The sequence below is a fragment of the Kocuria sp. CPCC 205260 genome (assembly GCF_040981045.1).
GTDB lineage: Bacteria > Actinomycetota > Actinomycetes > Actinomycetales > Micrococcaceae > Kocuria > Kocuria palustris.
Genome location: NZ_JAVKPT010000008.1, coordinates 1 through 25,724, shown reverse-complemented (window position 1 = coordinate 25,724; position 25,724 = coordinate 1). Strand labels below are relative to the sequence as shown.

Sequence of the window (25,724 nt, the reverse complement as noted above, 5' to 3'; positions counted from 1 at the left end):
CTCCGTCTGCTGCGCGCAGAGCCCGGAGACGAAGCTGTCTCATGAGACTACGTGACGCGCGGGCGTCTGGAAGTTGGAGCAGATCTCCAAAAACCTGTCGTTGGCCTGGGGCACATCGATGCTGACCCGCACTCCGTCGCCGTCGAACGCCCGCACCGACAGCGCCTGCTGCGCGCAGGCCTCGGCGAAGCGGCGGGCGTCCTCGCCCAGCGGCAGCCATACGAAGTTCGCGCGCGTCTGCGGGACGTCCCAGCCCAGTTCCGCCAGCCGGGCCAGGACGCGCTCGCGCTCGTCGACGATGCGCTGGACCCGCTCCTGGACCTGCTCCAGGTGATCGAGCGAGGCGATCGCCGCGGTCTGGGCCATCTCAGTCACCGCGAACGTGGTCGCGACCTTGCGCAGCGAGGCTGTGACCTCCGGCTGCGAGAGCGAGTACCCCACGCGCAGACCGGCCAGGCCGTGGGCCTTGGAGAAGGTCCGCAGCGCGACCACGTTCGGGTGGGCGCGGTAGGTGCGCACGCCTTCGACGAGCTCCGGGTCGCCCTGGAACTCGAGGTAGGCCTCGTCCAGCACCACGAGGATGCCCTCGGGCACCCGGGCCAGGAAGCGCTCCGTCTCGTCCTGGCGCAGCGACGGGCCGGTGGGATTGTTGGGCGAGCACAGCAGGATCACGCGGGTGCGCTCGGTGATGGCCGCGAGCATGCCCTCGAGGTCGTGCGAGCCGTCCGGCAGGTTGGGGACCTGCACGCTCACGGCGCCTGCGGTCCCCACGACGATCGGGTAGGCCTCGAACGAGCGCCAGGGGTAGATGACCTCATCGCCCGTGCCGTCGGAGGAGGTTCCCGCGAAGGCCGCGATGATCTGCGTCAGCGCACCCAGGCTGCCCGCACCGGTCACGATGTCATCGGCGGGCACGCCCAGGTGCTGGGCGATCCGCTCGCGCAGCGGCGCGGCGGTCGGGTCGGGATAGCGGTGCATCCGCTGTGCTGCCTGGGCGATGGCCTCCTGGGCTGCCGGCACCGGTCCCCAGGGGTTCTCGTTGGAGGACAGCTTGAAGGCCTCGAGGCCGTCGACGGGCTGCGGGGGCCGGCCCGCAGCGTAGTCGGGCAGGGCGGACAGGGCGGCGCGGGGTGTGACGGAGGACATGACCCTCACTGTAGCGGCGCGGCCCAGCATGAGGCCCACCCTCGGAGCCCCGTTCCGGACGGAACGCCGGCTCGAGCAGCGCGCGCCCGCCGCGCGCCCGGAGACGCCGCCCGAGGATGGAAGAATGTCCGCATGTCTCAGTCTTCCGCCCCCTCGACCGACGATCCCACGGCCCGCATCCCGCTCGGCGGGCTCGAGCCGCCCCTGGCCCTCGGAGCGCTGGACGGGCGCTACCGCCCGGCCGTCGCACCGCTGATCGACCACCTCTCGGAGGCGGCGCTGAACCGCAACCGGCTCCATGTGGAGATCGAGTGGTTCATCCACCTGTGCGCCGGACGCGTGCTGCCCGGGATCGAGCCGCTGGGCCAGGAGCAGATCGACGGCCTGCGCCGCATCGTCGAGGACTTCGGCGCCGAGGGCATCGCCGAGCTGGCCGAGATCGAGGCCGTGACCGTCCACGACGTCAAGGCCGTCGAGTACTACATCGGGCGCCGGCTGCCCGCGCTGGGCCTCGAGCACCTGATCCCGCTGGTGCACTTCGCCTGCACCTCCGAGGACATCAACAACCTCGCCTACGCCGTGGGCGTGCGCGATGCCGTCGAGCTGGTCTGGGCCCCGGCTGCCCGCGAGCTCGTGGAGCAGATCTCGCAGCTGGCCGCCGACAGCGCGGAGGCGCCCATGCTCTCGCGCACCCACGGCCAGCCGGCCACGCCCACCACGCTGGGCAAGGAGCTCGCGGTCTTCGCCCACCGCCTGGGGCGCCAGCTCGCCCGGGTCGGATCCACGCAGTTCCTGGGCAAGATCAACGGGGCCACCGGAACCTACGCCGCCCACACGACCGCCGTACCGGAGGCCGACTGGCAGGAGGTCTCGCGCACCTTCGTCGAGGGGCTGGGGCTGAGCTGGAACCCCCTGACCACGCAGATCGAGTCGCACGACTGGCAGGCCGAGCTCTACGCGGACGTCGCCCGGTTCAACCGCATCCTGCACAACCTCTGCACGGACATCTGGTCCTACATCTCGATCGGCGTCTTCCGCCAGGTCCCCGTCGAGGGCGCCACCGGGTCCTCGACCATGCCGCACAAGGTCAATCCGATCCGCTTCGAGAACGCCGAGGCCAACCTGGAGATCTCGTGCTCGCTGCTGGACACGCTCGGAGCCACGCTCGTGACCTCGCGCTGGCAGCGCGACCTCACGGACTCGTCGTCCCAGCGCAACATCGGCACCGCCTTCGGGCACTCGCTGCTGGCGATCTCGAACGTCGCCAAGGGCCTGCAGCGCCTGGATGTGGCCCACGACGTCCTGGCCGCCGACCTCGACGAGAACTGGGAGGTCCTGGGAGAGGCGATCCAGACCGTCATGCGCGCCGAGGCGATCGCCGGGACCCCCGGCATGGAGAACCCCTACGAGCGCCTCAAGGACCTGACCCGCGGCCACCGCGTGGATCAGCAGCGCCTGCAGGAGTTCGTGGCCGAGCTCGGGCTGTCCGATGCCGCAGAGCAGCGCCTGTCCCAGCTCACGCCGCAGACCTACATCGGGATCGCCCCCAGGCTCGTGGAGCATCTCGAGCGCTGAGGGGCCCCGTCCCGTCCGAGGCTCCCGCGCAGACGACGCCGGGCGGTGCTGCTGGTCCAGCAGCACCGCCCGGCGTCGTCGTTCGCATCCCCTTTCAGCGGCGCGGATCCGTCAGGTCCGCACCGCCCGATCACATGTCCTTGGCCGCCCAGCCAGCGGTGCGCACGCGGCGACGGCCGAACAGCCGTCCGGGGCGCGACGGGCGCAGCTCGGCCTGAGCGCCGACCGTCTCGAGCCACTCGGGGGCCATGCGCCCCAGCTCCTCGGCAGAGCCCGCGAAGGCCAGCGCATCCACGGCGCTGTCGGCGCTCACGGCCACGGCATCCCACACCTCAGCGCCGACGCCGCGAGTCTGCTCGCAGAGCACGGCGAAGGCGCGGGCGCCCCGCTGCAGCGCGGGGTCCAGCACGGTGAGGTCCTCGCCCAGGGCCTCGGAGATCTCCCAGGCGGCGCCCACAGCGCTGACCGAGGAGCCGACCACGATGGCCAGGGAGGCGAAGGGATCGGCCTCCTGGACGCGCTCCATGATGCGGTCGGCGGCCCTGGCGCAGCCGATGTCCCACAGGTCGAGCTCGGTGCCGCGCGGCAGGGTGAGCCGGCGCGTGCGGGTGTCGAGCTCGACGATCTCGCCGCCGGTCAGCTCTCGCGACAGGCGGATCGGGCGGTACCAGCCGCTCGAGACGGCCTGGGCACGCTGAGCGGCCTCGAGGACGGCGCACAGCGTGGGCGAGATCTGGGCGGTGAGCGCATGATCGCTGCTCAGGGAGAGCAGCAGGGACAGCTCGGAGTCCGGGCGCTCGGTGCTGAGCACCCACGACAGGTCGGAGAGGACCTCGTCGGCGATGGACTCGGCGACCATGCGGGTCAGCGGGTCGACGGCGGACACGGTCCGCTGCGCCGTCAGCGTGGGGGCGCTGCGGCGGAGCCTGGGGGGAACGGCCATGGTGGGGGAACCTCGTGGGGGGATGAGGCGGGGCTGGGGATGCCCCGGAGCAGATGAAGGCCGCTGCGGATCGACACCGGCCAGATTTTCGGGAGACAGAGGGTGGAGACGTATCGCAGCCCGCGATCCGGCTCCGCTCCTCTGCGCGATGCCCCGAGACTCCAGTCTCTCGGACTGCTGTCACAGCCCCTGTCGAATCGGCGCGCCATGTCGACGGAAGTGAGGTGAGGGCCTCGGCACCCGTCGGCACAGCCCATACGTTACCTGCGAGTAATGAAGATGCAACACCTTTTCTCCGATATTTTCGACCCATCTGACTGGGGACGATATCGAAACATGGCTGCATTGAATATCTAATGAATATGCATTCTGCAGTGGGCTGTTCAGCACATTCTATCGCTGCTGCCGACAGCGGTGGGGGCACCGCCCGCAGCGAGTCGATCCAGCAGCTCCCCCGGCCGGTTGGTCGTGATCTGCTGGACGCCCAGGGCAAGGCACAGCTCGAGGTCCGCCGCGGTGTCGACCGTCCAGACCCGCAGGATCGAGCCCTGCGCCAGCCAGGCCCGCACGAGACCGGGGTGATCCCGCACGAAGGCGATGCCCGGACCCGCGATCTCGCACAGGCCCCGGGTGATGATCGGCTCCGCCGACGGCACGACCCAGCGCATGCCGGCGTGCACGAGCCGGGCCGTCGCAGCCGGGACCCGCAGGCTCGCGGCCACGGACTCCGGGGTGGGATCCTCGATCAGCTGGCACACGTTGCGCGGGGCGACGGTCTGCAGGACATGGCGCACGGCATCCGGGTGGAAGCTCATGATCGAGACCTGCAGGTTCCCCAGGCGCCCGGTCTCCGGGTCCCAGCCCTCGGCTATCAGGACGCTGAGCACGGCCTCCTCCAGCCGATGACCGGCCGGGGAGGGATGCTTGGTCTCGATGGCGAGTCCGACCCGCCTGCCCGCGCCGCGCAGCAGCTCGAGCAGCTCCGGCAGCGTCAGCAGCTGCTCATGGGGCCCGCCGTGGCTGACCGGGATCTCGACGCCCTTCCAGGAGACGAAGTCCAGACGGCGCAGCTCGGCCAGCGTGTGCGAGGAGATCGGTCCGCGGCCGTCGCTCGTGCGCCCCAGCTGGGCGTCGTGGTGCAGTACCAGGTGGCCGTCGCGCGTGAGGTGGACGTCTCCCTCCACGCCGTCGGCCCCGTCCAGCAGGGCCTGCACGTATGCCGCCCGCGTGTGCTCGGGGTACTGAGCGCTCGCTCCGCGATGCGCGAGGATCCTGGGGCCCAAGCTGTGCCTTCCTGCGAGGAGAGGGTGCTGCGCCGTCGACTCGCAGGGAGTCGGACAGCGCTCTCGCCTCTCACGCTAGGGGCCCGCTGTGAACGCCGGGGGAACGACGACGGCCGACCCGATGAAGCACCTGGTCCCCGCCTGAAGGATCAGGCGGGGACCAGGGGTCCTGCATCATGTCGGCCGCTGTGCGCCGCAGGACTCAGCTGTCCTGCTGACCCTCGCCGCTGATCTGCGCCGGCTCACCGGCCTCCTCGGAATCCTTGGAGCGGTCTCGGGCGTCGTCGGCGAGCTTGGGAGCCCGGTCGACCTCGGACAGCTCGGGCGGGAAGCTCGCCGGAAGCGGCCCGAAGGCCTCCTGGGTGCTCTTCACGACCGCCCGCGACATGGCCAGGTTGGCGCCGCCGCCGACCACAGCGCCGATGCCGAAGGGCAGCGCGCGGCCCAGCGCCGCCGTGGACTGCTTGCGGATGAAGCGGCGCACGAACATGTTGCGCAGCTTCTTGCCGACATCGAGGCCGCCCTCCTTGGAGCCGGTGCCCATCATCAGGCCCCAGCGGTTCGTCAGGCCTCGGGACTTGGAGCTCGAGGCCAGGACCTGCTTCATGAGCACGCCCCCGTCCTCGCCGAGCATCAGGGCCATGACCATGGAGCGCGTGCGCACCGGGTCGGAGGTGTGCACGCCGTGCAGCTCCGCGATGGCCTGGGCGTACAGCGCGGTCATCTCCAGGTAGCCGCCGACCGAGACGGTCGACACGCCCAGGGAGGCCAGCGTGCCGATGCCCGGGATCATGGCCGCACCGCCGGCCACGCCGCCGGTGGCCGTGTTCGCCCGGACGTACATCCGCTCGAGGCGCTTGGCGATCTGCTCGGGGGTCTCGTCCGGGTGCTCGGCGCGCAGCCGCTTGACCCAGCGCAGCACGACGGGACGCTGCACCTTCAGGGCGTTGTCGAGGAAGCCGTTCAGCGCCGGGGTCGGCTTGCCGTCATCATCGAATGCGTGCTTCAGGGGGTTGAACGCCACGGTCGTCTCCTGGGGTGGGTGTCCTTGAGAAGTTCGACGACCAGCCTACCCAAGGCCATCAGCGCCCTGTCTGATCGGCTCCTGACGACTGGCTGGGAGCCGCAGCCACGACTCAGCGCACGCGCAGATCCGCCCAGACGGGCCGATGGTCCGAGGTCGGGAAGGGATACGAGCCCGTGAGCTCCGCGCCGGGCTGCCCCGGGGCGGGCCAGAACACCTGGGAGTCCTGCACCCGGAGATTCGACGACGGCAGGACGTAGTCCACCCGCAGGTTGCCCGGCGCCGGGTCCGTGAAGTCCGCCGTGTCGAAGCGGTGCTCGCCCAGATGCCTCGTGTTGGCCCCTCCCTGGGCGGCAGCCGCCGCGACGGCCCCCTCCGAGCTCGGCCGGGGATCCTGGATGCGGTGGTGCTCCAGCAGCTGCCGGGCAGCCCCGGGCCAGGAGTCCCCGTCCTGAGGGTCGGAGTTCAGATCGCCCATGATCACGAACCTGCTGCCGGGCAGCAGTCCGCCGGTGCCCCCGTTGTCGTCGCGGATCCAGCTGCCGCGGCGCGAACCCGTGATGTAGTCCGCCCAGAAGCGGATCTCGTCGTGGTTGCGCCTCCCGTTGCGGTCCTCGGATCCGTCGAACGACGGCGGAGTCGGGTGGGAGGCCAGCACATGGACGGTGTCGCGGCCCACCCGCAAGGGAACGTCCCAGTGCGACTTCGACGACAGCCGCAGCCGCTTCCCGATCTCACGGCCGTAGTAGTCCCAGGGCAGCAGGCTGTCCGGCATCTGCGACCAGAGCTGAAGCTGGAAGGTCCGCACCGCGCGGTGGTCGATGGGCGCCGTGGAGTACACGGCCATGCCGTACTGGCCGGGGAAGAGGCCGAAGCCCCAGGCATCGTCGCCGGTGCGCAGCGTCCCGTCCCCGTTGAGGTCCAGGCCCGAGTCCACGCCCGTGTTGACGGCAGCGGTGAAGGCGTGGGGGAAGTCCAGCGGGGCCTGGCCGTTCTGGCTGCGCGCCAGGTAGTTGTCCCGGAACAGCTGCACGCCCAGGTGCTCGGCGTCGTAGTCGAACTCGTTGATCAGCAGGACGTCGGGGGCGCAGCGCTGGATGACCTCGGCGACCGCCTGCGCCTGGGCATTGCCGGGCGTGGAGAGATCCCGCACCAGCTGCCCCTGCGAGCCGCGGTTGAGCGAGGCGTTGTAGGTCATGAAGCGCAGCGTCCGATGCCCGGCCCCGCCGCGCTCGGAGGCTGCGGCGGGAAGGGCGATCGAGGTCACCGCGGCCCCGGCCAGGCCTCCGACCAGGCTGCGGCGGGTGAGTGCGGTGCGGCGGCTCATGTGACCCCCTGGGGTGCTCGGTGGGCGCGGCCGGTCGGCCGATGACATGGACCGACCGTAGCGAGAGCGGTTGAACCGGCCGTGAACGCACGGCGAGCGGATCACGCGGATCGGTGAGACGATCCGAGCATGTCCCGCCCCGCACACCGCTCCCGCTTCCTGTCCGCCCTCGACGCCGGGGCCGAGATCGCCTGGGACGAGCTGACCGAGGGGTGGATCCTCAGCATCGGCGGCGCCGAGCAGTCGCACGTGGACCTGGCGGATCCGAGCCGGGTCTTCTACGAGTACCTGCAGCGGATGTCGGCGGCCTGCGACCTGCAGCGCCCGAGCGGACAGCCCGTGCGCGCGCTGCATCTGGGGGCCGGGGCGCTGACGCTGCCCCGCCGGCTGAGCGCGGTCCGCCCGGGATCGCAGCAGACGGTGATCGAGCTGGCCCGCGAGCTGCCGGGGTTCGTGCTCGAGCACCTCCCCTGGCCGGACTCGCAGCCGCCCCGGATCCTGATCGGCGACGCCCGGGAGCAGCTCAGCGCGCTGCGCGAAGCCGAGACGGAGCCGTTCGACCTGCTGGTGCTCGACGTCTTCGCCGGCGACGACGCACCCGCCCATCTTCGCGAACGATCGTTCTACGAGGAGATGGCCCAGGTCCTGGCCCCCGACGGGGCGCTGATCGTCAACGTGGGCGATGACCCGGGACTCGGCTTCTTCCGCGAGCAGGCCGAGCGCATGGTGCAGGCCCAGGGCAGCGGCGGTGCCCCGGCCTTCGCCGACGTGTGGTGCCTGAGCGACGCCTCGATGCTCGACGGGCAGCGCGCCGGCAACCTCATCCTGCTGGGCTCGCCCTCGAGCATGCCGCGCGAGAACCTGGACGCCCTGCGCGCCGCCGGCCCTCACCCGGCCGCGGTCCTGGACCGCATGCAGCTCGAGGACTGGCTGGCCGGTGAGTGAATCCGCCGCTCAGGCGGTCGTGAAGCCGCTCAGGTCGCCCTGGGGGTCCTCGAAGTGCGCGTCCACGCGCATCACGGCCCCCGGTGCGTCCGGGCCCTGGATCTCCTTGAGCAGATCGCGCACCGCCCAGCGGGTGCCTTCGGCGATCACCTCCACGGTGCCGTCGTCGAGGTTGCGGGCGCAGCCCACGAGCCCCAGCTTCTCGGCGTGCTTCCACGTCCAGTAGCGGAAGCCCACGCCCTGCACCGTTCCGTGCACGATCGCGATGGCCCTCAGCCTCTGACTGGTGTCCAGGCCGTCCTCCTCGTCTCGTGCTGCGCCCTGCTGGCTCATGCCCGGGTCCCGGAATCGCTGGAGGAGCCCGAGGAGCCCTCGGCCGCATCGCGCAGCACGTCGCGGAGGTCCTCCGCGCTGCCGATCTCCCCGAGGTCGATGGCCCTGCCATCGGCCACGAAGCTCGGAGTCCCCGTCAGCTCGAGGTCCTCCGCCTGCTGGCTGTGCTGCTCGACGATCTCCTCGACGTCGTTGGAGCCCATGTCCTCGCGGAAGCGCTGCTCATCCAGCCCCGCCTCCCCGGCGAGCTCGACGAAGCGGTCCTCGAGCTCGCCGTCCGAGAGCTCGGACCACTCGTCGACGTCGTCGTAGACGAGGCTCGCGTACTCGTGGGCCTCCCCCTGACGACCGGCGGCCTCGACCGCGTGGGCCGCCGGCACCGCGTTGTCGTGCATGGACAGGGGGAAGTTCTTCACGCGCACGACGACCTCGCCGTCGAGCTCCTCGGCCACCTGCTCGACCGCAGGGTGGAAGGACCCGCACGCGGGGCACTCGTAGTCGGTGTACATGGTCACGACGGGCAGATCTCCGCTGGCCGTGTTCAGGGCGTAGCCGTCCTCGATGGCCTGGTCCACGCCGGCGACCTCGGTGTCCTCCTGCGGGGCCTCGGAGTCCTGGGCGCTGGCGGAGTCCTCCGCCTGGGCGGAGCCCCCTTCCGACGGGTCCTGGCTCGGGGAGCCCTCGCTCGCGGTCTCCGAGGCGGAGGCGGAGTCCTGAGCCGAGGCGGAGCCCTCGGTCGAGGGGTCCTCATCGGAGCTGGGAAGGCAGCTCGTGAGCAGCAGCGCGCAGCAGGCGGCAGCCGTCAGGCCGGCCGCGAGGCGGGATCCGGTGGGATGGGATGTCATGGCACTCCCGGGGGGTGAGGCGGTGCCCGGAGGGCCCCGCGGTGATCGGTCTGCGATGGCCCAGACTACGGGCGGGATCTGACTGCGCGATACCCTGCCAGCGTCGTGCCGTCCGAGAGCCCGTTGCCAGAAGGAGTCCGCCCGTGCAGCTGATGGTCCCGTTCCAGATCGTGCTCATCGTCCTGGCGGTGATCGTGATCGTCGTGGGAGCCGTGATCTCCGACCCGCTGCTGATGCTGCTCGGGGCGCTCATGGCCGCGATGGCCATCACCGGGCTGGGCATGGCGCTGCGGATGCGCCGACGGCACTCGGGCCAGGCCCCGCAGCGCCCCACGCGCGGCTGAGACCGGATCAGTCCTGGGCCTCGGCCTGCTCCTCGTCCAAGGACAGCGGCTCTCCGTCCAGCCGGTGGTCCAGGTGCATTCCGGCCTCCGCAGCGCTGCCGCTCAGGGCCTCGGCTGCTTCCTCGTACTGCGGCTCGCTGTACTCCGGCAGCCGCTCGGAGCGCACCCTGAGCATCGGCGCCGCCCCGTCCGAGCCCTCGACCCGCGCCGTGGCCTGCAGATCAGGGACCTGGCCCAGGTCGTGGAGGTCCTCGAGCAGCTCGGGCGTCAGCGACTTCGCGAACGCGCTCGGGACCGTGAGCCGCACGCGGCCGTCGATCACGGTCACAGCGACCTGGTGCCCGCCCGGCGCCTGGCCGGCCTCCTGGGTGTCCCTGAGCACCCGGGAGAGCTGGGGAAGCGCTCCCTCAGCAGACAGATCGGCCGAGTAGACGGTGGTCACCTCCAGCTGCTGGCCCACGCTCACCGACCAGCGGCGCTCGGGCCCCTGCTCCTCGGCGGAGGACGGCGACGCCGAGGGATCCGGGGCAGCCGTCTCCTGCGCGCCCGGCTGGGGGCCTGTGCGCTGCAGCGCGGCAAGCAGGTCGATGGCCTCGGGGATCGTCGCTGCCGAGCCGGTCGCCCGGCCGTCCGCAGCGGCGGGCTCGGAGGCCGCCGAGGCCTCTGCCGGTCCCGAGATCGAGGAGCCGTCGTCGAGCACCAGGGAGACCTGTCCCAGGCCGATGCCGGTCCCCGACAGCTGGGCCTCGGCCTCCGTCTCGGCTGAGGACCAGGCCTGAGCGATCTGCTCGGGGGTGGCTTCGGGCGCGAAGAGCAGCCCCAGGTCCACGGTTCCTTCGCGGGCCTCGCCCCCCCTGGGAGTACGAGCCCTCCACGGACGCCGAGACCACCCCGGGCAGCTCGCACAGGGCCAGCTCGGTCTGCGGCACCACGAAGGCCACGTCAGCGGCATCCGGAGCGGGTGCGGTCCGCGCCAGGCCGTCGTCCTCGGCGCTGGGTCGAGGCTGGTTGCAGTCGGCGCTGCGAGCCCAGACGGGCAGCTCAGCCCCGGCCACGAGCCCGGGCTCGGCGATCTCCCGGTTCGGCGGCTGCTCCATCTCCGGGATCTCCGGCTCGGGATCGGCCGGTGCGCAGCCCGCCAGCGGCAGTCCCATGGCGGCGAGACAGCCCAGCAGCGCGGCCGATCGGAGTCCGGCGCTCGGGCGCGAGGCGGCTGTCATCTCAGATGCCTCCTGCGAAGCGAGCGGATACGGGGGGTGCGCGCCGCCGGGCGGGGCCGCACGGCCATCCTACGGATCGCGGCCTCCTGCCGCGCACTGCGGTCCGGGCCGTGACGCGCGAGCCGTCTCAGCCGCGCAGCCAGGGACCCGTGACCGAGTCGGGATCGGCGGCGACTTGCTGAGGAGTGCCTGCCGCCACGACGGTCCCGCCGCGGCGCCCGGCGCCCGGGCCCAGATCGATGACATGGTCGGCCGTGCGGATCGCCTCCGGACGATGCTCGGCCATCACGACGGTCGCCCCGTCGCGGGCGAGGCCGTGCAGCACCCGCAGCAGGCGCTCGGCATCGGCCGGGTGCAGCCCCGTGCTGGGCTCGTCGAGCAGGTAGAGCGTCCGGCTGCGACCGGTGCGGTGCAGCTCGGAGGCGAGCTTGATCCGCTGGGCCTCTCCGCCGGAGAGCTCGGTCGCCGGCTGGCCCAGTCGCAGGTAGCCGAGTCCCAGCGCCCCGAGGGCCTCCAGGGGCCTGCGGATCGCATCGACCCGGCGGCGCTGGGAGGCCGAGCGCGGCCGATGCGCAGCCTCCTCGTCGGACGGCTCCTCCGCGAAGACGGCGAGCGCCTCGGCGACCGTGAGCTCCAGGATCTCGGCGATCGTCCTCCCCTCCCAGCGCACCGAGAGGGTCTCGTCGTCGTAGCGGGTCCCGTGGCAGACCGGGCAGACGGTCCAGGAGCCGGGCAGGAAGACCAGCTCGACCTCCACCTGGCCCTGCCCCTGGCAGTGCGGGCAGCGCCCGGGGGTCGTGTTGAAGGAGAACCGTCCGGCCTTCCAGCCGCGGGAGCGGGCCTCCGGGGTGTCGGCGAACAGCGCGCGCACGTGATCGAAGAGCCCCGTGTAGGTCGCCAGGTCGGAGCGCGGCGTCCGTCCGATCGGCTTCTGGGTGATCCGCACCAGACGGCGCACCTCCTCCAGGCCCTCCGCGGTCGCGACTGTGGTGCCCGGACGGCGCTGCTGCTCGGCCTCGGAGCCCTCGCTGGCTTCCTCCGGTTCGCCCGCCTCGAGGTCCACCACGCCGGAGCCCTCCAGATGCTGCGCCGTCGCATCCGCCAGCGCATCCAGCAGCGAGGACTTGCCCGAGCCGGACACGCCCGTCAGCGCGGTCAGCGCCCCGATCGGGAACTCGGCGTCGATGCCGTCGAGGGTGTTGCGGCGCACGCCCCGCAGGCGCAGGCGCTGCTCGCTCACCCGCACGGGGCCGCCGCGGATCTGCTCCGGCGGCGTCGAGGCGCGCAGGAAACGGCCCGTGGCCGATTCCGCGACGTCCTGGAGCTGGTCGACGGGACCGGAGTGCAGGATGCGTCCGCCCTGGGTGCCCGCGCCGGGGCCGACGTCGACCACCCAGTCGCAGCCGCGCACGAGCTCCATGTCGTGCTCGACCAGGCACACGCTGCTGCCCGCACCCACGAGGCGGCGCAGCACCGCCATGAGCTGACGCGCCTCCGATGGGTGCAGCCCCGCCGAGGGCTCGTCCAGGACGTAGACCACCCCGAAGAGCCCCGAGCGCAGCTGCACCGCCAGGCGCAGGCGCTGCATCTCGCCGGGGGAGATGCTGAGGCTGCTGCGATCCAGGCTCAGATGCCCGAGGCCCAGGTCCACGACCGAGCGCAGGGTCGAGCAGCCGTCCTCGAGCAGCAGATGCTCAGCCTCCTCGCCGGGACCCAGTCGCTGGCCCTTCTCAGCACGGCGGTCCAGCTCCGCGCGCCTGTCCTCGAGCAGCTGCAGCAGCTCGTCCAGGGGTCGGGCCTGCAGCCGGTCGATCGGCTCGCCGGACCAGGTCACGGACAGCGCGGCCCGGGTGAGGCGGCGGCCGTCGCACTCGGGGCACGGGCGGGACTCCACGAAGCGCAGCGCGCGGGCGCGCATGCTCGCGCTGCCGGTCTCGGCCAGCGTGCGCATCAGCAGGGAGGCCGCCGAGGAGAACGTCCCCTGGTACTCGAGCTGGACCTGATGGGCTCCGCGCACGGGATGGACGGTCACGACGGGGTGCTCGTCCGTGAACAGCACCCACTGCCGGGTCTGCTCGGGCAGCTCGCGCCACGGCAGGTCGATGTCGATGCCGAGCTCGCGGCAGATGTCGCGCAGGTTCTTGCCGTTCCAGGCGCCGGGCCACGACGCGATCGCGCCGTCGGCGATGCTCAGGCTCGGATCCGGGACCATCGACTCTTCGGTCGGCACGTGCTGCACGCCCAGGCCGTGGCACACCGGGCACATGCCCGTCGGGGTGTTCGGGGAGAAGGCGTCGGAGTCCAGCCGACCGCGCGGGCCCAGCTCCATCCCCTGGGGATACTCCCCTGCCCGCGAGTACAGCAGCCGGATCGTGTTCGACAGCGCCGTGATGGTCGCGACCGAGGACCGGGCGGTGCCGCCTCCGCGCTGCTGGCCCATGGCGACGGTCGGCGGAAGACCTTCGACGGAGCGGACCTGGGGGTCGACGGCCCCGGCGATCAGCCGACGGGCGAACGGGGCCACCGATTCGAGATAGCGGCGCTGGGCCTCGCCGTGCAGGGTGCCGAAGGCCAGCGAGGACTTCCCGGAGCCGGAGATCCCGGTGAATGCCACGAGCTGCTCGCGCGGGATCTCGACATCGACCTCGCGCAGGTTGTGCAGGTGGGCGCCGCGGATGCGGATCATGCCGTTGTCGTCGGCGTTCTCGGCCTTCTGAAACGGGGTCGTCTCCCCGGAACCGGCGGTCATGCCCGCAGCTCCACGGCCCAGAAGGTGCCCTGCCCGCTCACGACGACCGGCTCGCCGTCGGCTCGGACCCACGCCGAGTGCCCGGCGCCGACCTCCACGGGCTCGGCCCCAGGGGAGCCGAGCGTCACGGAGCCGTCGACGCACAGGACGGTGCACGTGCTGGGATCCAGCTCGAGCTCGCGCCCGGGCCGGGCCTCTCCCGAGACGAGGCTCAGGCGGTCCTCCCACAGCGAGATGCGGCGCAGCCCGTCGGGGCCCGTCACCGCCTCCTGCGGCACTCCGGGGTCCTGGTCATCGGTCACGACCCGCAGCAGCTCGTCGACGTCGACGTGCTTGGGAGTCAGCCCCGCGCGCAGCACGTTGTCCGAGCAGGCCATGATCTCCACGGCCGTGCCCTGCAGATAGGCGTGGACCTGGCCGGCGGGGGTGAACATGGACTCCCCCGGCTCGAGCACGAAGTGATTCATGCACAGGGCCACCAGCAGGCCGCGGTCACCGGGGTGCGAGCGGGCGACGTAGTTCAGCACGGAGCCCAGCTCGTCGTCGGCGGGCAGACGACGGACGGCCTCCTCCAGATCGGCCAGAGCCGCCTGCGCCCGGTCCTCCGGAAGGCTCAGCACGGTGCGCAGGACGGGCTCGGGGTGCTCGAGCACCTCGCGCAGCCACTGCTGGTCCAGCGCCTCGGCCAGCAGACCGAGCTCGGCGCGATCTCGCATGCCCGTGAGGATCTGCAGCCGCGACAGCGCCACCACGGTCTCCGGCTTGTCGCTGCGGTCCTTGTAGCTGCGATGCGCCGCATCGATCGCGATCCCGGCGGCCTCCTCGCGCTCGAACCCCTCCCGGGCCTGCGCGATCGAGGGGTGGACCTGGATCGACAGCGGGGCCTCGATCGCCAGGATCTTGAGCAGGAAGGGCAAGGATCCGTCGTCGGCCACGACCTGGTCGCCGTCGCGCACGAAGCGCTCGGGCTTCTCCAGGAGCAGCTCGTTGAGGGGCTGCGGGCCGGCCTGGAGCACGAGCTGCGAGGGTGCCGAGCGGTGGGCGCCGATCCACAGCTCGGCCTCGGGCTGCTCCGAGGGCGAGGGCCGCCCCTGCATCTGCGCCAGGACCGAGCGCGAGCCCCAGGAGTAGTGCTGGACGGGGTCGATCATCTCGAAAAACTGGGGCATGGCTCCATGGTAAGCACGGGGACTGTCCCCGCCTTCCTGCCGCAGCAGGGCCCCGCGCCCCCATGTATGGGGCGGCGGCGCGCCCGCCTGCGCTCGGGAGCCGCCCCATCGCCTCCATTAGAGTGCGGGGCATGACCATCGACCTGTCCCAGTCCTTCAAGGCCTACGACGTCCGCGGCATCGTGGGCGAGACCATCACCGCCGAGACCGTGCGCGCGACCAGCGCCGCCTTCGTCGACGTCCTCGAGCTGGCCGGAAGGACGGTGCTGGTCGGCGGCGACATGCGCCCGTCCTCGCCCGAGTTCATCGACGCCTTCGCCGAGGGCGCCACCGCTCGCGGCGCGGACGTCGTGAAGATCGGGCTGATCTCGACCGACGAGCTCTACTTCGCCTGCGGCGTGCTCGATGCCGCCGGCGTGACCTTCACCGCCAGCCACAACCCGGCGCAGTACAACGGCATGAAGATGGCTCTGCCGGGGGCTGTGCCCGTGTCCTCCGAGACCGGGCTCTACGAGATCCGCGACCGCGCCCAGTCCTACCTGGCCGACGGCATTCCGCCAGGCGAGACCCGGGGGACGATCTCCGAGCGCGACGTCCTCAAGGACTACTCCGAGTTCCTGCGCGGACTCGTGGACCTGCGCGGGATCCGCCCGCTGAAGGTCGTCGTGGACGCCGGCAACGGCATGGGCGGGCTCACGACCCCGGCCGTGCTGGGCGACACCGTGCTGGAAGGGCTGCCGCTGGAGATCGTGCCGCTGTACTTCGAGCTCGACGGCACCTTCCCCAACCACCCCGCGAATCCCCTCGAGCCCGCGAACCTCGTGGACCTCCAGAAGGCCGTGAGGGAGCACGGGGCGGATATCGGCCTGGCCTTCGATGGCGACGCCGACCGCTGCTTCGTGATCGACGAGAACGGCGGGGCGGTGACCCCGTCGGCGATCGCCGCGATCGTCGCCGAGCGCGAGATCGCCCGGGCGCAGGCCTCCGGCGAGCAGACCCCCGTCGTGATCTACAACCTGATCACCTCCCGCGCCGTCCCCGAGCTGGTGGAGGCGCGGGGCGGGCGCCCGGTGCGCACGCGCGTGGGCCACTCCTTCATCAAGGCCGTGATGGCCCGCGAGTCGGCGGTCTTCGGCGGCGAGCACTCGGCCCACTACTACTTCCGCGACTTCTTCAACGCGGACACCGGCATGCTCGCGGCCATGCACGTGCTGGCCGCCCTGGGCGAGCAGCAGCGTCCGCTCTCCGAGCTCATGGCCAGCTACGACCCCTACACCGCCTCCGGTGAGATCAACTCTGAGATCGAGGACAAGGCGGCAGCGGTCGAGCGCGTCCGCGGGTCGTTCGCGGGCGAGGACGTGGAGGTCGAGGACTCCGACGGCACCACCTTCGCCGCCGCCGACGGGACCTGGTGGTTCAACCTGCGCCCGTCGAACACGGAGCCTTTCCTGCGCCTGAACGTCGAGGCGCACGACCCCGCCGTGATGGAGCAGCTGCGCGATCGCGTGCTGGGCATCGTGCGCGGCTGAGGCCTCGCGCGACAGGATCCGCGGCCCCGTCCTCGCCCCTTCCCGGGCAGCGGCGGGGCCGCTTCGGCGGCGATCCCCTCCACGCGACGTCAGGAGAGGTGAAGGGCAGCCTTGGCCATCTGGATCAGACGACGCAGCCGATCGGCATCCCAGCAGCCCCTCCCCCAGGACTCCGAGCAGCAGGCGGAGGACGCGCAGCCTCGCACGACCCTGCCTCATGCTGCGGAGGCCGAGCGCCCCGGACCCCGCGAGACCGCTGTGCACGCACCGGCTCGAGCCCCCGAGGCGCCTGTCCCCGAGTCCGCGGCACCATCACAACGCCCTTCGGCGCACCAGCCGATCGAGAACCCGTCCTCCGCGACAGCAACCACGCAGGAGAGCACTGACATGTCCCACTGGATGATTCCATCAAGGAGCTGCTGAGCATCGAGGGCGCCAACGGCGCCGCCATCGTCGATGTCTCCAGCGGCATGGCCCTCGCCTCCGGCGGCAACCCGGGCTTCGACCTCGATGTGGCCGCGGCCGGCAACTCCAACGTGGTCCGCGCCAAGCTGCGCACCATGCAGGAGATCGACATCGACGCCGAGATCGAGGACATCATGATCACGCTGTCGAACCAGTACCACCTGATCCGGGCCCTGAACTCCCGGGACGCCGCTGGCGGGCGGCTGACCGGTCGGACTCAGGCCGAGGTGGCGGCGCGGCGGCCCGAGCCGGAGGGCTCCGATTCGCCGATGGCGGCGGACATGAGGGCGTCCTCGGTGGCCTCGGAGTTCTCCTGCTGGAAGACCAGGCGGCCGTCGCGCATCACGAGGATGGGGTGGCACCACTGGACGAGCTCCGACATCTCGGAGGACACGAGCAGCACCGCGGTGCCGCGGCTGGTCAGCGCGGTGAGCATCTCGCTCGGCCTCGCCGGGACGCTGCGGCGCGGAGAGGCGGCGCTCGAACATCGAGTAGACGACGTCGCCGGGTGCTGGCTTCGCGCGGCGAGTGCCCGCACACGATCCGGCCGTCGCGCATCACCAGGATCCGGTCCACGAGAGAGAGGACCTCGTCCACCCGGTGGGACACGTAGAGGATGCCGCAGCCGCGTTGGGCCATCAACTCGCGCAGGACGTCGGCCAGGGCCTGCTCCGCGCGCAGGAGGCCGCTCACCGGCACATCCAGGTCGAGGCGGATGCCTGTCTGCTCGAGCACAGCCAGCCCATGCGCCAGCAGGCCGCCTTCGGCGATGCCCTCACCGGCACCGATGAACTCGCGGACGCTCATGCCCGCAGGCGCCTCGAAGCGCTGCTGCACGGCGCCTGACCCCCAGCTCGAGCGCCTCCCGCTCGCTGGAGGGGCGGTAGGGGCGGACGCTGAGGTGCATGGTCCCGCCGTTGGCCCTGGCGGCGCCGGAGGCGATCGAGATCAGCGTGGACTTGCCCGCGCCGTTGCTCCCGACGAGGCCGACGATCTCGCCCTCTCCCACCGCGAGGTCGATGCCGCGCAGCACCCGGCGGTGCCCATGGGTCTTGGTCAGTCCCTCGATGCGGAAGCGCTCTGCCTTGGATCTCTCGGTCTCCTCGCCCCTCAGGGGCCCTTGGACGGCCCGCCGAGGATCAGCGGACCGGATGCTCTGCCGCCGGCCCTGGATCACGGGCGACGGTCGACTCCCGACAGGCGCATGGCGCCGCGACGAGTCGACTCTGCGAGGTTCGTCGCGGCGCCATATCTCACCTGAGCGGCGTCGCTTCCAAGGATTCGGCCACCGATGCCCCCACGAGCACTGTCCCCCGGACGGGTGGCATCTCGATGAGGGTGGGCAGATCAGCGGGCGTCCGAGAGCCGGGCGCGCAGCCCCTCCGACTGCTCGATCAGCACCTCGGGCACACGGCCCAGGCGCTCGAACCATGCGTCGATGCTGGGCAGCTCGGCCTCCCACTCATGGACGTCGACCTCCAGAGCGCGGTCGATGGCGGCCGTATCGTAGTCGAGGCCCTCGAGATCCAGGTCATCACGAGTGGGGACGATTCCCACCGGGGTCTCCTGGCCCTCGGCGCGTCCGTCGATGCGCTCGGTGATCCACTTGACCACGCGCGAGTTCTCGCCGAAGCCCGGCCACGCGAAGCCGCCGTCGGGCGTGCGGCGGAACCAGTTCACGTAGAACACCTTGGGCATGTTCTCCTCGCCGTGGCGCTCGCCCACGTTGAGCCAGTGCTGCAGGTACTCGTTCGCGTTGTAGCCGATGAACGGGAGCATGGCCATGGGGTCGCGGCGCACCACGCCCACCGCGCCCTTGGCGGCGGCGGTGGTCTCGGAGGACAGCGTGGCGCCCTGGAAGACGGCGTGCTCCCAGCCGAAGGACTCGGAGACCAGCGGCACGGTGGTCTTGCGGCGCCCGCCGAAGACGATCGCGTCCAGCGGCACGCCCTCGGGATCGTCGTACTCGGGGGCCAGCATGTCGACCTGCTTGATCGGCGTGCAGAACCGCGAGTTCGGGTGCGCTGCGGGGCGGCCGGACTCCGGGGTCCAGTCGTGGCCCTTCCAGTCGGTCAGGTGCTCGGGGACCTCGTCGGTCATGCCCTCCCACCAGACGCCGCCGTCGTCGGTCAGGGCCACGTTCGTGAAGATCGTGTTGCCCTTGGCGACTGCGCGCATGGCGTTCGGGTTGGTGGACCAGCCGGTTCCGGGAGCCACGCCGAAGAGGCCTGCCTCGGGGTTGATCACGCGCGCCTGGTCGTCCTTGAAGCTGATCCAGGCGATGTCGTCGCCGACCATCTCCGCCTTCCAGCCCGGGATCGTGGGCTCGAGCATGGCGAAGTTCGTCTTGCCGCAGGCCGACGGGAACGCGGCCGAGATGAACTTGGTGTTCTGCTGCGGGTCGGTGATCTTGAGGATCAGCATGTGCTCGGCGAGCCAGCCGTGGTCGTGGGCAATGGCCGAGGCGATGCGCAGGGCGTAGCACTTCTTGCCCAGCAGAGCGTTGCCGCCGTAGCCGGAGCCGAAGGACCAGATGGCGCGGTCCTCGGGGAAGTGGACGATGTACTTGTCCGGATTGCAGGGCCAGGCCACATCCTCCTGGCCCTCGGCCAGCGGCGCACCCAGCGAGTGCAGGCACTCGACGAACCCGGAGCCCGTCTCCTCCATGCGGCGCAGGACGTCGTCGCCGATGGTCGCCATGATGCGCATGGAGCACACCACGTAGGCGGAGTCGGTGATCTCGACGCCGAACATGGGCTGCTTCGCATCGAGGTGGCCCATGACGAACGGGATGACGTAGAGGGTGCGGCCCTTCATGGAGCCGGCGAAGCGACCGCGCAGGGTCTCCTTCATCTCCAAGGGGTCGCGCCAGTTGTTCGTGGGTCCGGCCCCGGACTCGGACTTCGTGCAGATGAAGGTCCGCTCCTCCACGCGGGCGACGTCGTCCGGGTCGGAGAAGGCGGCGAAGGAGTTGGGGAACTGGGACTCGTCCAGGCGCACGAGAGTGCCGTGATCGACCATCTCGTCCGTGAGCTGCTTCCACTCCTGCTCCGAGCCGTCGGCCCAGTGGATGCGATCAGGGGTGGTGAGCTCGGCGATCTCGCGGACCCACGAGATCAGGCCCTCGTGGGTGGTGGGCGGCGAATCCAGGGCGGCCCGGGTCTCGGCCGTCAGTCCGGCGGTGTTGTCGGTGGGCTGCTGAGCCATGGACGTGTCTCCTCGTTGAGGCCGGTGCTGCGCGCACTGCCCCCGGGGATCTCATCGTCGAGATGCGCGAGCGCCGTCATCGGCGTCCGCGCGGAAGCAGCCGCTTGCGGGTGTGATCCCAGTCTACGCAACGCACTGCACGACGCGCCGTGTGATAGATCACCGCCGCCTTGCCGCCTCGACCGGCGCGGCATATGCTCGAGCGCCGGTAGCTGAGCCTTACCTTAGCTGGACGAGGTCGGCGCCCTACCGCCGTCGATGCGGCGCTGAACGGGCGGTCGGATTCGCCCTTTCCGCCTTCCACACCACAGGAGCTCCACGTGTCCGATTCGAACCTCTCCGCGCTCTCCCGCCTCAGCTTCAGCCGGCGCTCGGCACTCGCCGGCCTGACCGGCCTCGGCGCCGTCGCCCTCGCCGGCTGCCAGACCGGCGACGGCGGCTCCTCGGACGACTCCTCGTCCGGCGGCTCCGACGAGCGCGGCGAGTTCCCCCGCACCATCAAGCACGCCTTCGGCGAGACCGAGATCGAGTCGGCCCCCGAGCGCGTGGCCACCGTGTCCTGGGCTAACCAGGATGCCGCGCTGGCGCTGGGCGTGGTCCCGGTCGGCATGCCGACCATCGACTTCGGCGGCAACGACAACGGCTCGACCGACTGGTTCGACGACAAGCTCGAGGAGGTCGGCGGCGAGGCTCCCGAGCAGTACTCCGAGACCGACGGCATCGACTTCGACGCCATCGCGGCGCTGAACCCGGATGTCATCCTCGGCGTGTACTCCGGGTTGACGCAGGAGGACTACGACAAGCTCTCCGAGATCGCCCCCACGGTGGCCTACCCGGAGGGCACCCAGCCCTTCGGCACCTCCTGGCAGGACACCACCCGCGGCGTGGGCGAGGCCCTGGGCCTGGACGATCAGGCCGACGACCTCGTCTCGGACCTCGAGGGGCAGCTGGCCGACGCCGTCGAGGCCAACTCGGTGCTCTCGGGCAAGACCTTCATCTACGGCACCGTCGATCCGGAGGCCGAGGACGAGATCTCGATCTACACCTCGATCGACAACCGCCCCCGCTTCCTGTCCTCGCTCGAGATGGAGCAGGCGCCCGTCGTCGCCGAGGAGGAGGGCGAGGACCCGGAGTCGTTCTTCATCACCTGGTCGCCGGAGCGCGCCGATGAGCTGGACTCCGACATCCTGATCTCGTGGGCCATGTCCGAGGACGTGCGTCAGGCCATCGAGTCCGATGACCTGCTCAACAAGATCCCGGCCGTCGCCGACGGCAAGCTCATGCTGCAGGTCGACGCGCAGGAGACGCTGTCCGTCTCGGCGATCTCCCCGCTGAGCCTCCCCTGGGCCCTGGAGACCGTCCTGCCCCAGATCGTCGCCACCCTCGAGGGCGGCAGCGCGGACGCAGAGGCATCCCCGAGCGCATGAGCCATGCCGGCACGAGCCCCCGGGTCGCCGGGGCGGCTCCCTGGACCGCGCTGGTCGCGGCCCTCGTCCTCGTGGCGGGGGCCGGGCTGGCCTCCCTGTTCCTGGGCAGCCGCTCCGTCGACCCGGCGGTCGTGTCGGAGGTCCTCCTGCGCATTCCGGGAATGGTCATGGACCAGGACTCCGGTGCGACCGCGGACATCGAGACCGCCGTCGTCCTGAGCCGGGTCCCGCGGACGCTGACCGCGATCCTCGTCGGAGCGGCGCTGGCCGTCGCCGGCGCCGGGCTGCAGGGCGTGAGCCGCAACCCGCTGGGCGACCCCGGCCTCCTGGGCCTGAACGCCGGCGCCTCGGCGGGCATCGTGATCGGCCTCGGCTGGTTCGGCGCCGCCACCAGCTGGGAGATGGGCGCCGCCTCCCTGGCGGGCACCCTCGTCGCCGCCGCGCTCGTCTTCGGACTGAGCCAGATCGGCGGCACGTCCCCCACACCGGTGGGCCTGACCCTGTCCGGGGCCGCCGTGAACGCCGGATTCATCGCGCTGACCTCAGCGATCGTCCTGACGCACTCGGACATCCTCGACCGCTTCCGCTACTGGAACATCGGCTCCGTCTCGCGCGCCGATGCCGCCGACCTCTCCGCTGCGCTGCCGCTGATCGCGGTGGGCCTGGCCCTGGTGATCTTCGGCTCCTCCGGGCTCAACGCCATGGCGCTGGGCGACGACCTCGCCCACGGGCTCGGCGTGGACCTGCGCCTGCAGCGCCTGATCGTCTTCCTCGGCGTCGTCCTCCTGGCTGGATCCGCCACCGCAGCCGCCGGCCCCATCTCCTTCGTGGGCCTGCTGATCCCGCATGCGATCCGCCGTCTGGTGGGCGGGGACTACCGCTGGATCGTGGTCCTGTCCCTGCTGCTGGGCCCTGCGCTGCTGCTGCTGGCCGATGTCGTCGGCCGCGTCATCGCACCGCCCCAGGAGGTCTACGTGGGCATCATGACCGTCGTCCTGGGCGTGCCCGTCCTGCTGGTGCTGCTGCGCCGCGGCAAGGGGGTGTCGCTGTGAACGCCTCGGAGATCACCGCTATGCGCCGCCGCGAGTCCCGCCGCACGGGCCGCCTGATCGCGATCATGTACCTCGCGGTGCTCATCATGCTGGCCGTGCGCGTGCTGCTCGGCGGCTACACCGTCACCATCCCGGACTTCTTCCGGATCCTGGGCGGTGAGCGCATCCCCGGCGCCACGTTCATCGTGATGCAGGACAAGCTGCCGCGGGCCCTGCTGGGCGCCGGCGTGGGCATCTGCTTCGGCTTCGCCGGAGCACTGTTCCGCCGCGTGCTGCGCAATCCCCTGGCCAGCCCGGACATCCTCGGCATCTCGCAGGGCGCTGCCGCCGGTGCCGTGATGGGCATGGCGTTCCTGGGCATGCGCGGAGCCAGCATGATCGTGACCGCGCTTCTCGGCGCGTTCGCCGCCGCCGCGCTGATCGCCCTCGTGTCGACCTCTCTGGGCGGTCGCGGAGGCGGCGGGGCCGTGGGCATCGTGGGCGAGCGATTCCTGCTCGCGGGCATCGGCATCGCCGCTCTGGGCGGGGCGGTCGTCTCGTTCGTGATGGCGCGGCTGTCGCTGCAGAGTGCGCAGGACGCCGCCACCTGGACCACGGGCTCGCTGAACCTCGCGACCTGGGACCGCATCCTCGTCGTGGCCATCGTGCTCGCGGTCGGCATCCCGGCCGCGCTGGCCCTCCACCGCGCCATGGAGCCCGCGGAGCTGGGCAGCGAGCTGGCCTCGGCCCTCGGCGCCCGCCCGGCCCTCACGAGCGCCGCCGCACTCGGACTGGGAGTCCTGCTCGCCGCCGTCGCCACCGCGACCAGCGGCCCGCTGGCCTTCGTGGCCCTGCTGTCCACCCCGATCGCCGCGGCCCTGCATCGCGGGCGGGTCTCGCTGCTCGTCAGCGGGGCCGTCGGCGCGCTGATCGTGGTCGCAGCGGACATGATCGGCGCCGAGGCCTTCGGCGACGCCCGGCTCCCCGCCGGTGTCATCACGGGCGCCGTGGGCGCCCCCGTCATGCTGTGGCTGCTGGTCCAGCAGAGGAGAGGAGCGCGCTCATGAGCGAACCGGTCTTCGACATCCGCGGGCTCAGCCTGGCCTACGGCCAGCGCGTGGCCGTGCAGGACGTGGATCTGCAGATCCGCCCGCACGAGACCACGGTGCTGATCGGCTCGAACGGCTGCGGCAAGTCCACCCTGCTCAAGGGGCTGTCCCGTCAGCTGGCCCCCAGCTCCGGGACGATCTCCTTCCAGGGCACCGAGCTCTCCCAGGTCCGCTCCAAGGGCTACGCCCGCGATGTGGCACTGCTGCCGCAGACGCCCGTGGTGCCCGAGGGCCTGACCGTGGCCGAGCTGGTGGCCCGCGGCCGCCATCCCCACCGGCAGTGGTGGGGCTCCCCGGCAGCCGGCGACGACGAGGCCGTGGCCCGGGCCCTGTCCATGCTCAGCCTGCAGGACTTCGCCGACCGCCGGGTGGACGAGCTGTCGGGAGGTCAGCGCCAGCGCGCCTGGATCGCACTGGTGCTGGCGCAGGACACTCCCGTGGTGCTGCTCGATGAGCCGACCGCCAACCTCGACCTGTCCCATCAGGTCGATCTGCTGGATCTGCTGCACGGCCTGCGCCGACCGGACGGCACCCGCACCACCGTGATCGCCGTGCTGCACGAGCTGAACCTGGCCGCGCGCGTGGCCGACCGCGTCATCGCCATGGCCGGCGGACGGATCGTGGCCGCGGGGACGCCGGAGGAGGTCTTCACCCAGCAGCGGCTGCACGACGTCTTCGGCCTGCATGCCGATGTCATGCCCGATCCTGTGGAGGGCCATCCCGTGATCCTGCCGCGGGCCCAGGTCGTCGTCTGATCGGCCCGCCCGGCACCCGTTCGCACCGCACACCGCCCCCAGGAGGCCCCATGACCCGCACGTCCGCACGAGGCCCCCAGACCATCTCCGCGCTGGTGTCCGTGACCTCGGTGGAGGACCTCTCCCCGACCTTCCGCCGCGTCCGGATGGCCGGAGCGGACCTGCTCGGCGCCTCGCCTGCGCTGATCGGCGAGGGTCCCGAGATCACCTGCGCCGATGCCTACCTCAAGCTGCTGATCCCGCCGCCCGGGCGCGAGGCCGAGCACCCCGACCTGAGCCAGGGCCTCCCCGAGTGGTTCGCCCTTCCCGCCGAGCAGCGCGGCTGGCTGCGCACGTACACCGCGCGCAGCTGCCGCTGGATCGACCTGGACGGACAGCGGGTGCCCGAGATCGCGATCGACGTGGCCCTCCATGATCACGACGCCGGCCCCGGTGGCCTGTGGTTCTCGCGCGCCTCGATCGGCTCCACGGCGTGCCTGCTGGTCCCCGGTCCCGAGGAGCCGCTGTGGAGCTCCTGGGCCCCGGGGCAGGCCGAGCGGGTCATCGCGGTCGGTGACGAGACCGCCGCGCCGGCGTTGCTGTCGATCGCCGAGCAGCTCCACCGCGACCGTCCCGACCTGCGCGCCGACGTGATCATCGAGGTCCCGGACGACCACGACGCCTCCTCCTACCCCGACAGGTCCCTCCCCCGCACCCCGCCCGATGGACAGCACGGACTGAGCCTGCACATGCTGACGCGCGATCCCGAGACACGGCTCAGGGAGCCCGGCGCCCGCGCCCTGGGCGAGCTGCTGGGGCTCGAGACGAGCATCGTCGACGAGGCCCTGGCCGGGCAGCGCCCGAGCCGGTCGCAGCACGCCGAGACGCCCGAGCCGGCCGAGCGCGAGTGGTCCCTGGCCGAGGCCTCCTCCGAGGGCACCTATGTGTTCCTGGCGGGGGAGGCTGCCAGCATCAAGGCCTGGCGCCGCATGTGCGTGGACGGCGCCGGGATCGACCGCTCCGCCCTGTCCTTCATGGGCTACTGGCGGCAGGGCCGCGCCGAGTCCTGAGAGCCGCTGCCGATTTGCGCGCGAGCGCAGCGGGCGAGTACAGTCTTACTTCGTTCGCAGGACGGGAGACCGTCCAGCAGGACACGGCTCGCAAGGGCCGGGCGCCACTAGCTCAACGGATAGAGCATCTGACTACGGATCAGAAGGTTGGGGGTTCGAATCCCTCGTGGCGCACTTCTGTCCTGAGTCGCGACATCGTTGACAGACGATGTCGCGGCTCAGGCTTTTTTCGTATGGGTTCGTTTTCTC

At 71.5% G+C, this 25,724-nt stretch carries 23 protein-coding genes and 1 tRNA gene; 10 read left to right on the top strand and 14 right to left on the bottom strand.

Going from position 1 to position 25,724, the window contains the following annotated elements:
* Positions 1-39 precede the first annotated feature (39 nt).
* On the bottom strand, positions 40-1,146 hold the full coding sequence (gene hisC / locus RF645_RS11325) for a histidinol-phosphate transaminase (RefSeq protein ID WP_058870794.1): 1,107 nt from the start codon (positions 1,144-1,146) through the stop codon (positions 40-42).
* A 132-nt stretch (positions 1,147-1,278) separates the two neighbouring features.
* On the opposite strand from hisC, the gene purB reads away from it, so the two are divergent.
* A complete protein-coding gene (purB, locus tag RF645_RS11320) occupies positions 1,279-2,721 on the top strand; it encodes an adenylosuccinate lyase (RefSeq protein ID WP_006213908.1) in 1,443 nt (480 codons plus the stop codon).
* A gap of 130 nt (positions 2,722-2,851) precedes the next feature.
* Here the strand turns inward: purB and RF645_RS11315 are convergent, their stop codons facing one another.
* From RF645_RS11315 to RF645_RS11300, 4 genes are all read right to left on the bottom strand, one after another.
* Entirely contained in the window at positions 2,852-3,664 is an 813-nt protein-coding gene (locus tag RF645_RS11315; protein ID WP_040560445.1) for an FAD:protein FMN transferase, read from the bottom strand.
* A 383-nt stretch (positions 3,665-4,047) separates the two neighbouring features.
* Positions 4,048-4,947, bottom strand: coding sequence for a glycerophosphodiester phosphodiesterase family protein (locus RF645_RS11310; protein ID WP_058870795.1), 900 nt, complete (start codon positions 4,945-4,947; stop codon positions 4,048-4,050).
* 202 nt (positions 4,948-5,149) lie between these two features.
* A complete protein-coding gene (locus RF645_RS11305; protein ID WP_006213911.1) occupies positions 5,150-5,971 on the bottom strand; it encodes a hypothetical protein in 822 nt (273 codons plus the stop codon).
* Positions 5,972-6,083: 112 nt separating this feature from the next.
* Positions 6,084-7,298, bottom strand: a complete 1,215-nt coding sequence (locus RF645_RS11300) for an endonuclease/exonuclease/phosphatase family protein (protein WP_058870796.1) — start codon at positions 7,296-7,298, stop codon at positions 6,084-6,086.
* Between the two features lie 129 nt (positions 7,299-7,427).
* Between RF645_RS11300 and RF645_RS11295 the strand changes: the two genes are divergently transcribed.
* Positions 7,428-8,243, top strand: a complete 816-nt coding sequence (locus RF645_RS11295) for a spermidine synthase (protein WP_024289752.1) — start codon at positions 7,428-7,430, stop codon at positions 8,241-8,243.
* A gap of 9 nt (positions 8,244-8,252) precedes the next feature.
* Here RF645_RS11295 and RF645_RS11290 read toward each other — a convergent pair whose 3' ends face one another.
* Positions 8,253-8,576: an acylphosphatase gene (locus tag RF645_RS11290; protein WP_058870797.1), complete on the bottom strand. Its 324-nt coding sequence runs from the start codon at positions 8,574-8,576 to the stop codon at positions 8,253-8,255.
* Positions 8,573-9,421 carry a thioredoxin domain-containing protein gene (locus RF645_RS11285; RefSeq protein WP_058870798.1) on the bottom strand — a complete coding sequence of 283 codons (849 nt, stop codon included), beginning with the start codon at positions 9,419-9,421 and terminating at the stop codon, positions 8,573-8,575. The genes RF645_RS11290 and RF645_RS11285 overlap by 4 nt, the downstream gene beginning before the upstream one ends.
* 143 nt (positions 9,422-9,564) lie before the next feature.
* On the opposite strand from RF645_RS11285, the gene RF645_RS11280 reads away from it, so the two are divergent.
* On the top strand, positions 9,565-9,765 hold the full coding sequence (locus tag RF645_RS11280; RefSeq protein ID WP_006213916.1) for a hypothetical protein: 201 nt from the start codon (positions 9,565-9,567) through the stop codon (positions 9,763-9,765).
* Between the two features lie 7 nt (positions 9,766-9,772).
* Here RF645_RS11280 and RF645_RS11275 read toward each other — a convergent pair whose 3' ends face one another.
* From RF645_RS11275 to manA, 3 genes are all read right to left on the bottom strand, one after another.
* On the bottom strand, positions 9,773-10,594 hold the full coding sequence (locus RF645_RS11275; RefSeq protein ID WP_368819099.1) for a hypothetical protein: 822 nt from the start codon (positions 10,592-10,594) through the stop codon (positions 9,773-9,775).
* A gap of 518 nt (positions 10,595-11,112) precedes the next feature.
* Positions 11,113-13,734 (bottom strand): excinuclease ABC subunit A, encoded by a 2,622-nt coding sequence (locus RF645_RS11270; protein ID WP_368819098.1) that lies wholly within the window; start codon positions 13,732-13,734, stop codon positions 11,113-11,115.
* Positions 13,731-14,903: a mannose-6-phosphate isomerase, class I gene (manA, locus tag RF645_RS11265; RefSeq protein ID WP_368819097.1), complete on the bottom strand. Its 1,173-nt coding sequence runs from the start codon at positions 14,901-14,903 to the stop codon at positions 13,731-13,733. Before manA ends, RF645_RS11270 begins: the two co-directional genes overlap by 4 nt.
* Positions 14,904-15,034: 131 nt before the next feature.
* On the opposite strand from manA, the gene RF645_RS11260 reads away from it, so the two are divergent.
* Entirely contained in the window at positions 15,035-16,432 is a 1,398-nt protein-coding gene (locus tag RF645_RS11260) for a phosphomannomutase/phosphoglucomutase (RefSeq protein WP_368819096.1), read from the top strand.
* A gap of 682 nt (positions 16,433-17,114) precedes the next feature.
* On the opposite strand, the gene RF645_RS11255 is transcribed toward RF645_RS11260, so the two are convergent.
* The 4 genes from RF645_RS11255 to RF645_RS11240 form a co-directional block, all read right to left on the bottom strand.
* Positions 17,115-17,333, bottom strand: a complete 219-nt coding sequence (locus tag RF645_RS11255) for a hypothetical protein (protein WP_368819095.1) — start codon at positions 17,331-17,333, stop codon at positions 17,115-17,117.
* Positions 17,318-17,704 carry a hypothetical protein gene (locus RF645_RS11250; protein WP_368819094.1) on the bottom strand — a complete coding sequence of 129 codons (387 nt, stop codon included), beginning with the start codon at positions 17,702-17,704 and terminating at the stop codon, positions 17,318-17,320. The genes RF645_RS11255 and RF645_RS11250 overlap by 16 nt, the downstream gene beginning before the upstream one ends.
* Positions 17,673-18,074 carry an ATP-binding cassette domain-containing protein gene (locus tag RF645_RS11245; protein WP_368819093.1) on the bottom strand — a complete coding sequence of 134 codons (402 nt, stop codon included), beginning with the start codon at positions 18,072-18,074 and terminating at the stop codon, positions 17,673-17,675. Before RF645_RS11245 ends, RF645_RS11250 begins: the two co-directional genes overlap by 32 nt.
* A 170-nt stretch (positions 18,075-18,244) precedes the next feature.
* The gene (locus tag RF645_RS11240) at positions 18,245-20,104 is read right to left on the bottom strand and encodes a phosphoenolpyruvate carboxykinase (GTP) (protein ID WP_006213924.1); all 1,860 of its coding nucleotides are present in this window, start codon (positions 20,102-20,104) and stop codon (positions 18,245-18,247) included.
* A 320-nt stretch (positions 20,105-20,424) separates the two neighbouring features.
* Here RF645_RS11240 and RF645_RS11235 point away from each other — a divergent pair, with 320 nt between their 5' ends.
* The 6 genes from RF645_RS11235 to RF645_RS11210 all read left to right on the top strand — a co-directional run bounded on the left by RF645_RS11235 (position 20,425) and on the right by RF645_RS11210 (position 25,649).
* Positions 20,425-21,531, top strand: a complete 1,107-nt coding sequence (locus RF645_RS11235) for an iron-siderophore ABC transporter substrate-binding protein (RefSeq protein WP_058870801.1) — start codon at positions 20,425-20,427, stop codon at positions 21,529-21,531.
* Positions 21,528-22,583 (top strand): iron ABC transporter permease, encoded by a 1,056-nt coding sequence (locus RF645_RS11230; RefSeq protein ID WP_006213927.1) that lies wholly within the window; start codon positions 21,528-21,530, stop codon positions 22,581-22,583. The genes RF645_RS11235 and RF645_RS11230 overlap by 4 nt, the downstream gene beginning before the upstream one ends.
* Positions 22,580-23,629: an iron chelate uptake ABC transporter family permease subunit gene (locus RF645_RS11225; protein ID WP_024289738.1), complete on the top strand. Its 1,050-nt coding sequence runs from the start codon at positions 22,580-22,582 to the stop codon at positions 23,627-23,629. Before RF645_RS11230 ends, RF645_RS11225 begins: the two co-directional genes overlap by 4 nt.
* Positions 23,626-24,426, top strand: coding sequence for an ABC transporter ATP-binding protein (locus RF645_RS11220; protein ID WP_006213929.1), 801 nt, complete (start codon positions 23,626-23,628; stop codon positions 24,424-24,426). The genes RF645_RS11225 and RF645_RS11220 overlap by 4 nt, the downstream gene beginning before the upstream one ends.
* A gap of 50 nt (positions 24,427-24,476) precedes the next feature.
* Positions 24,477-25,475 (top strand): siderophore-interacting protein, encoded by a 999-nt coding sequence (locus RF645_RS11215; RefSeq protein WP_006213930.1) that lies wholly within the window; start codon positions 24,477-24,479, stop codon positions 25,473-25,475.
* Positions 25,476-25,576: 101 nt separating this feature from the next.
* A tRNA-Arg gene (locus RF645_RS11210) sits at positions 25,577-25,649 on the top strand.
* Positions 25,650-25,724: the final 75 nt, after the last annotated feature.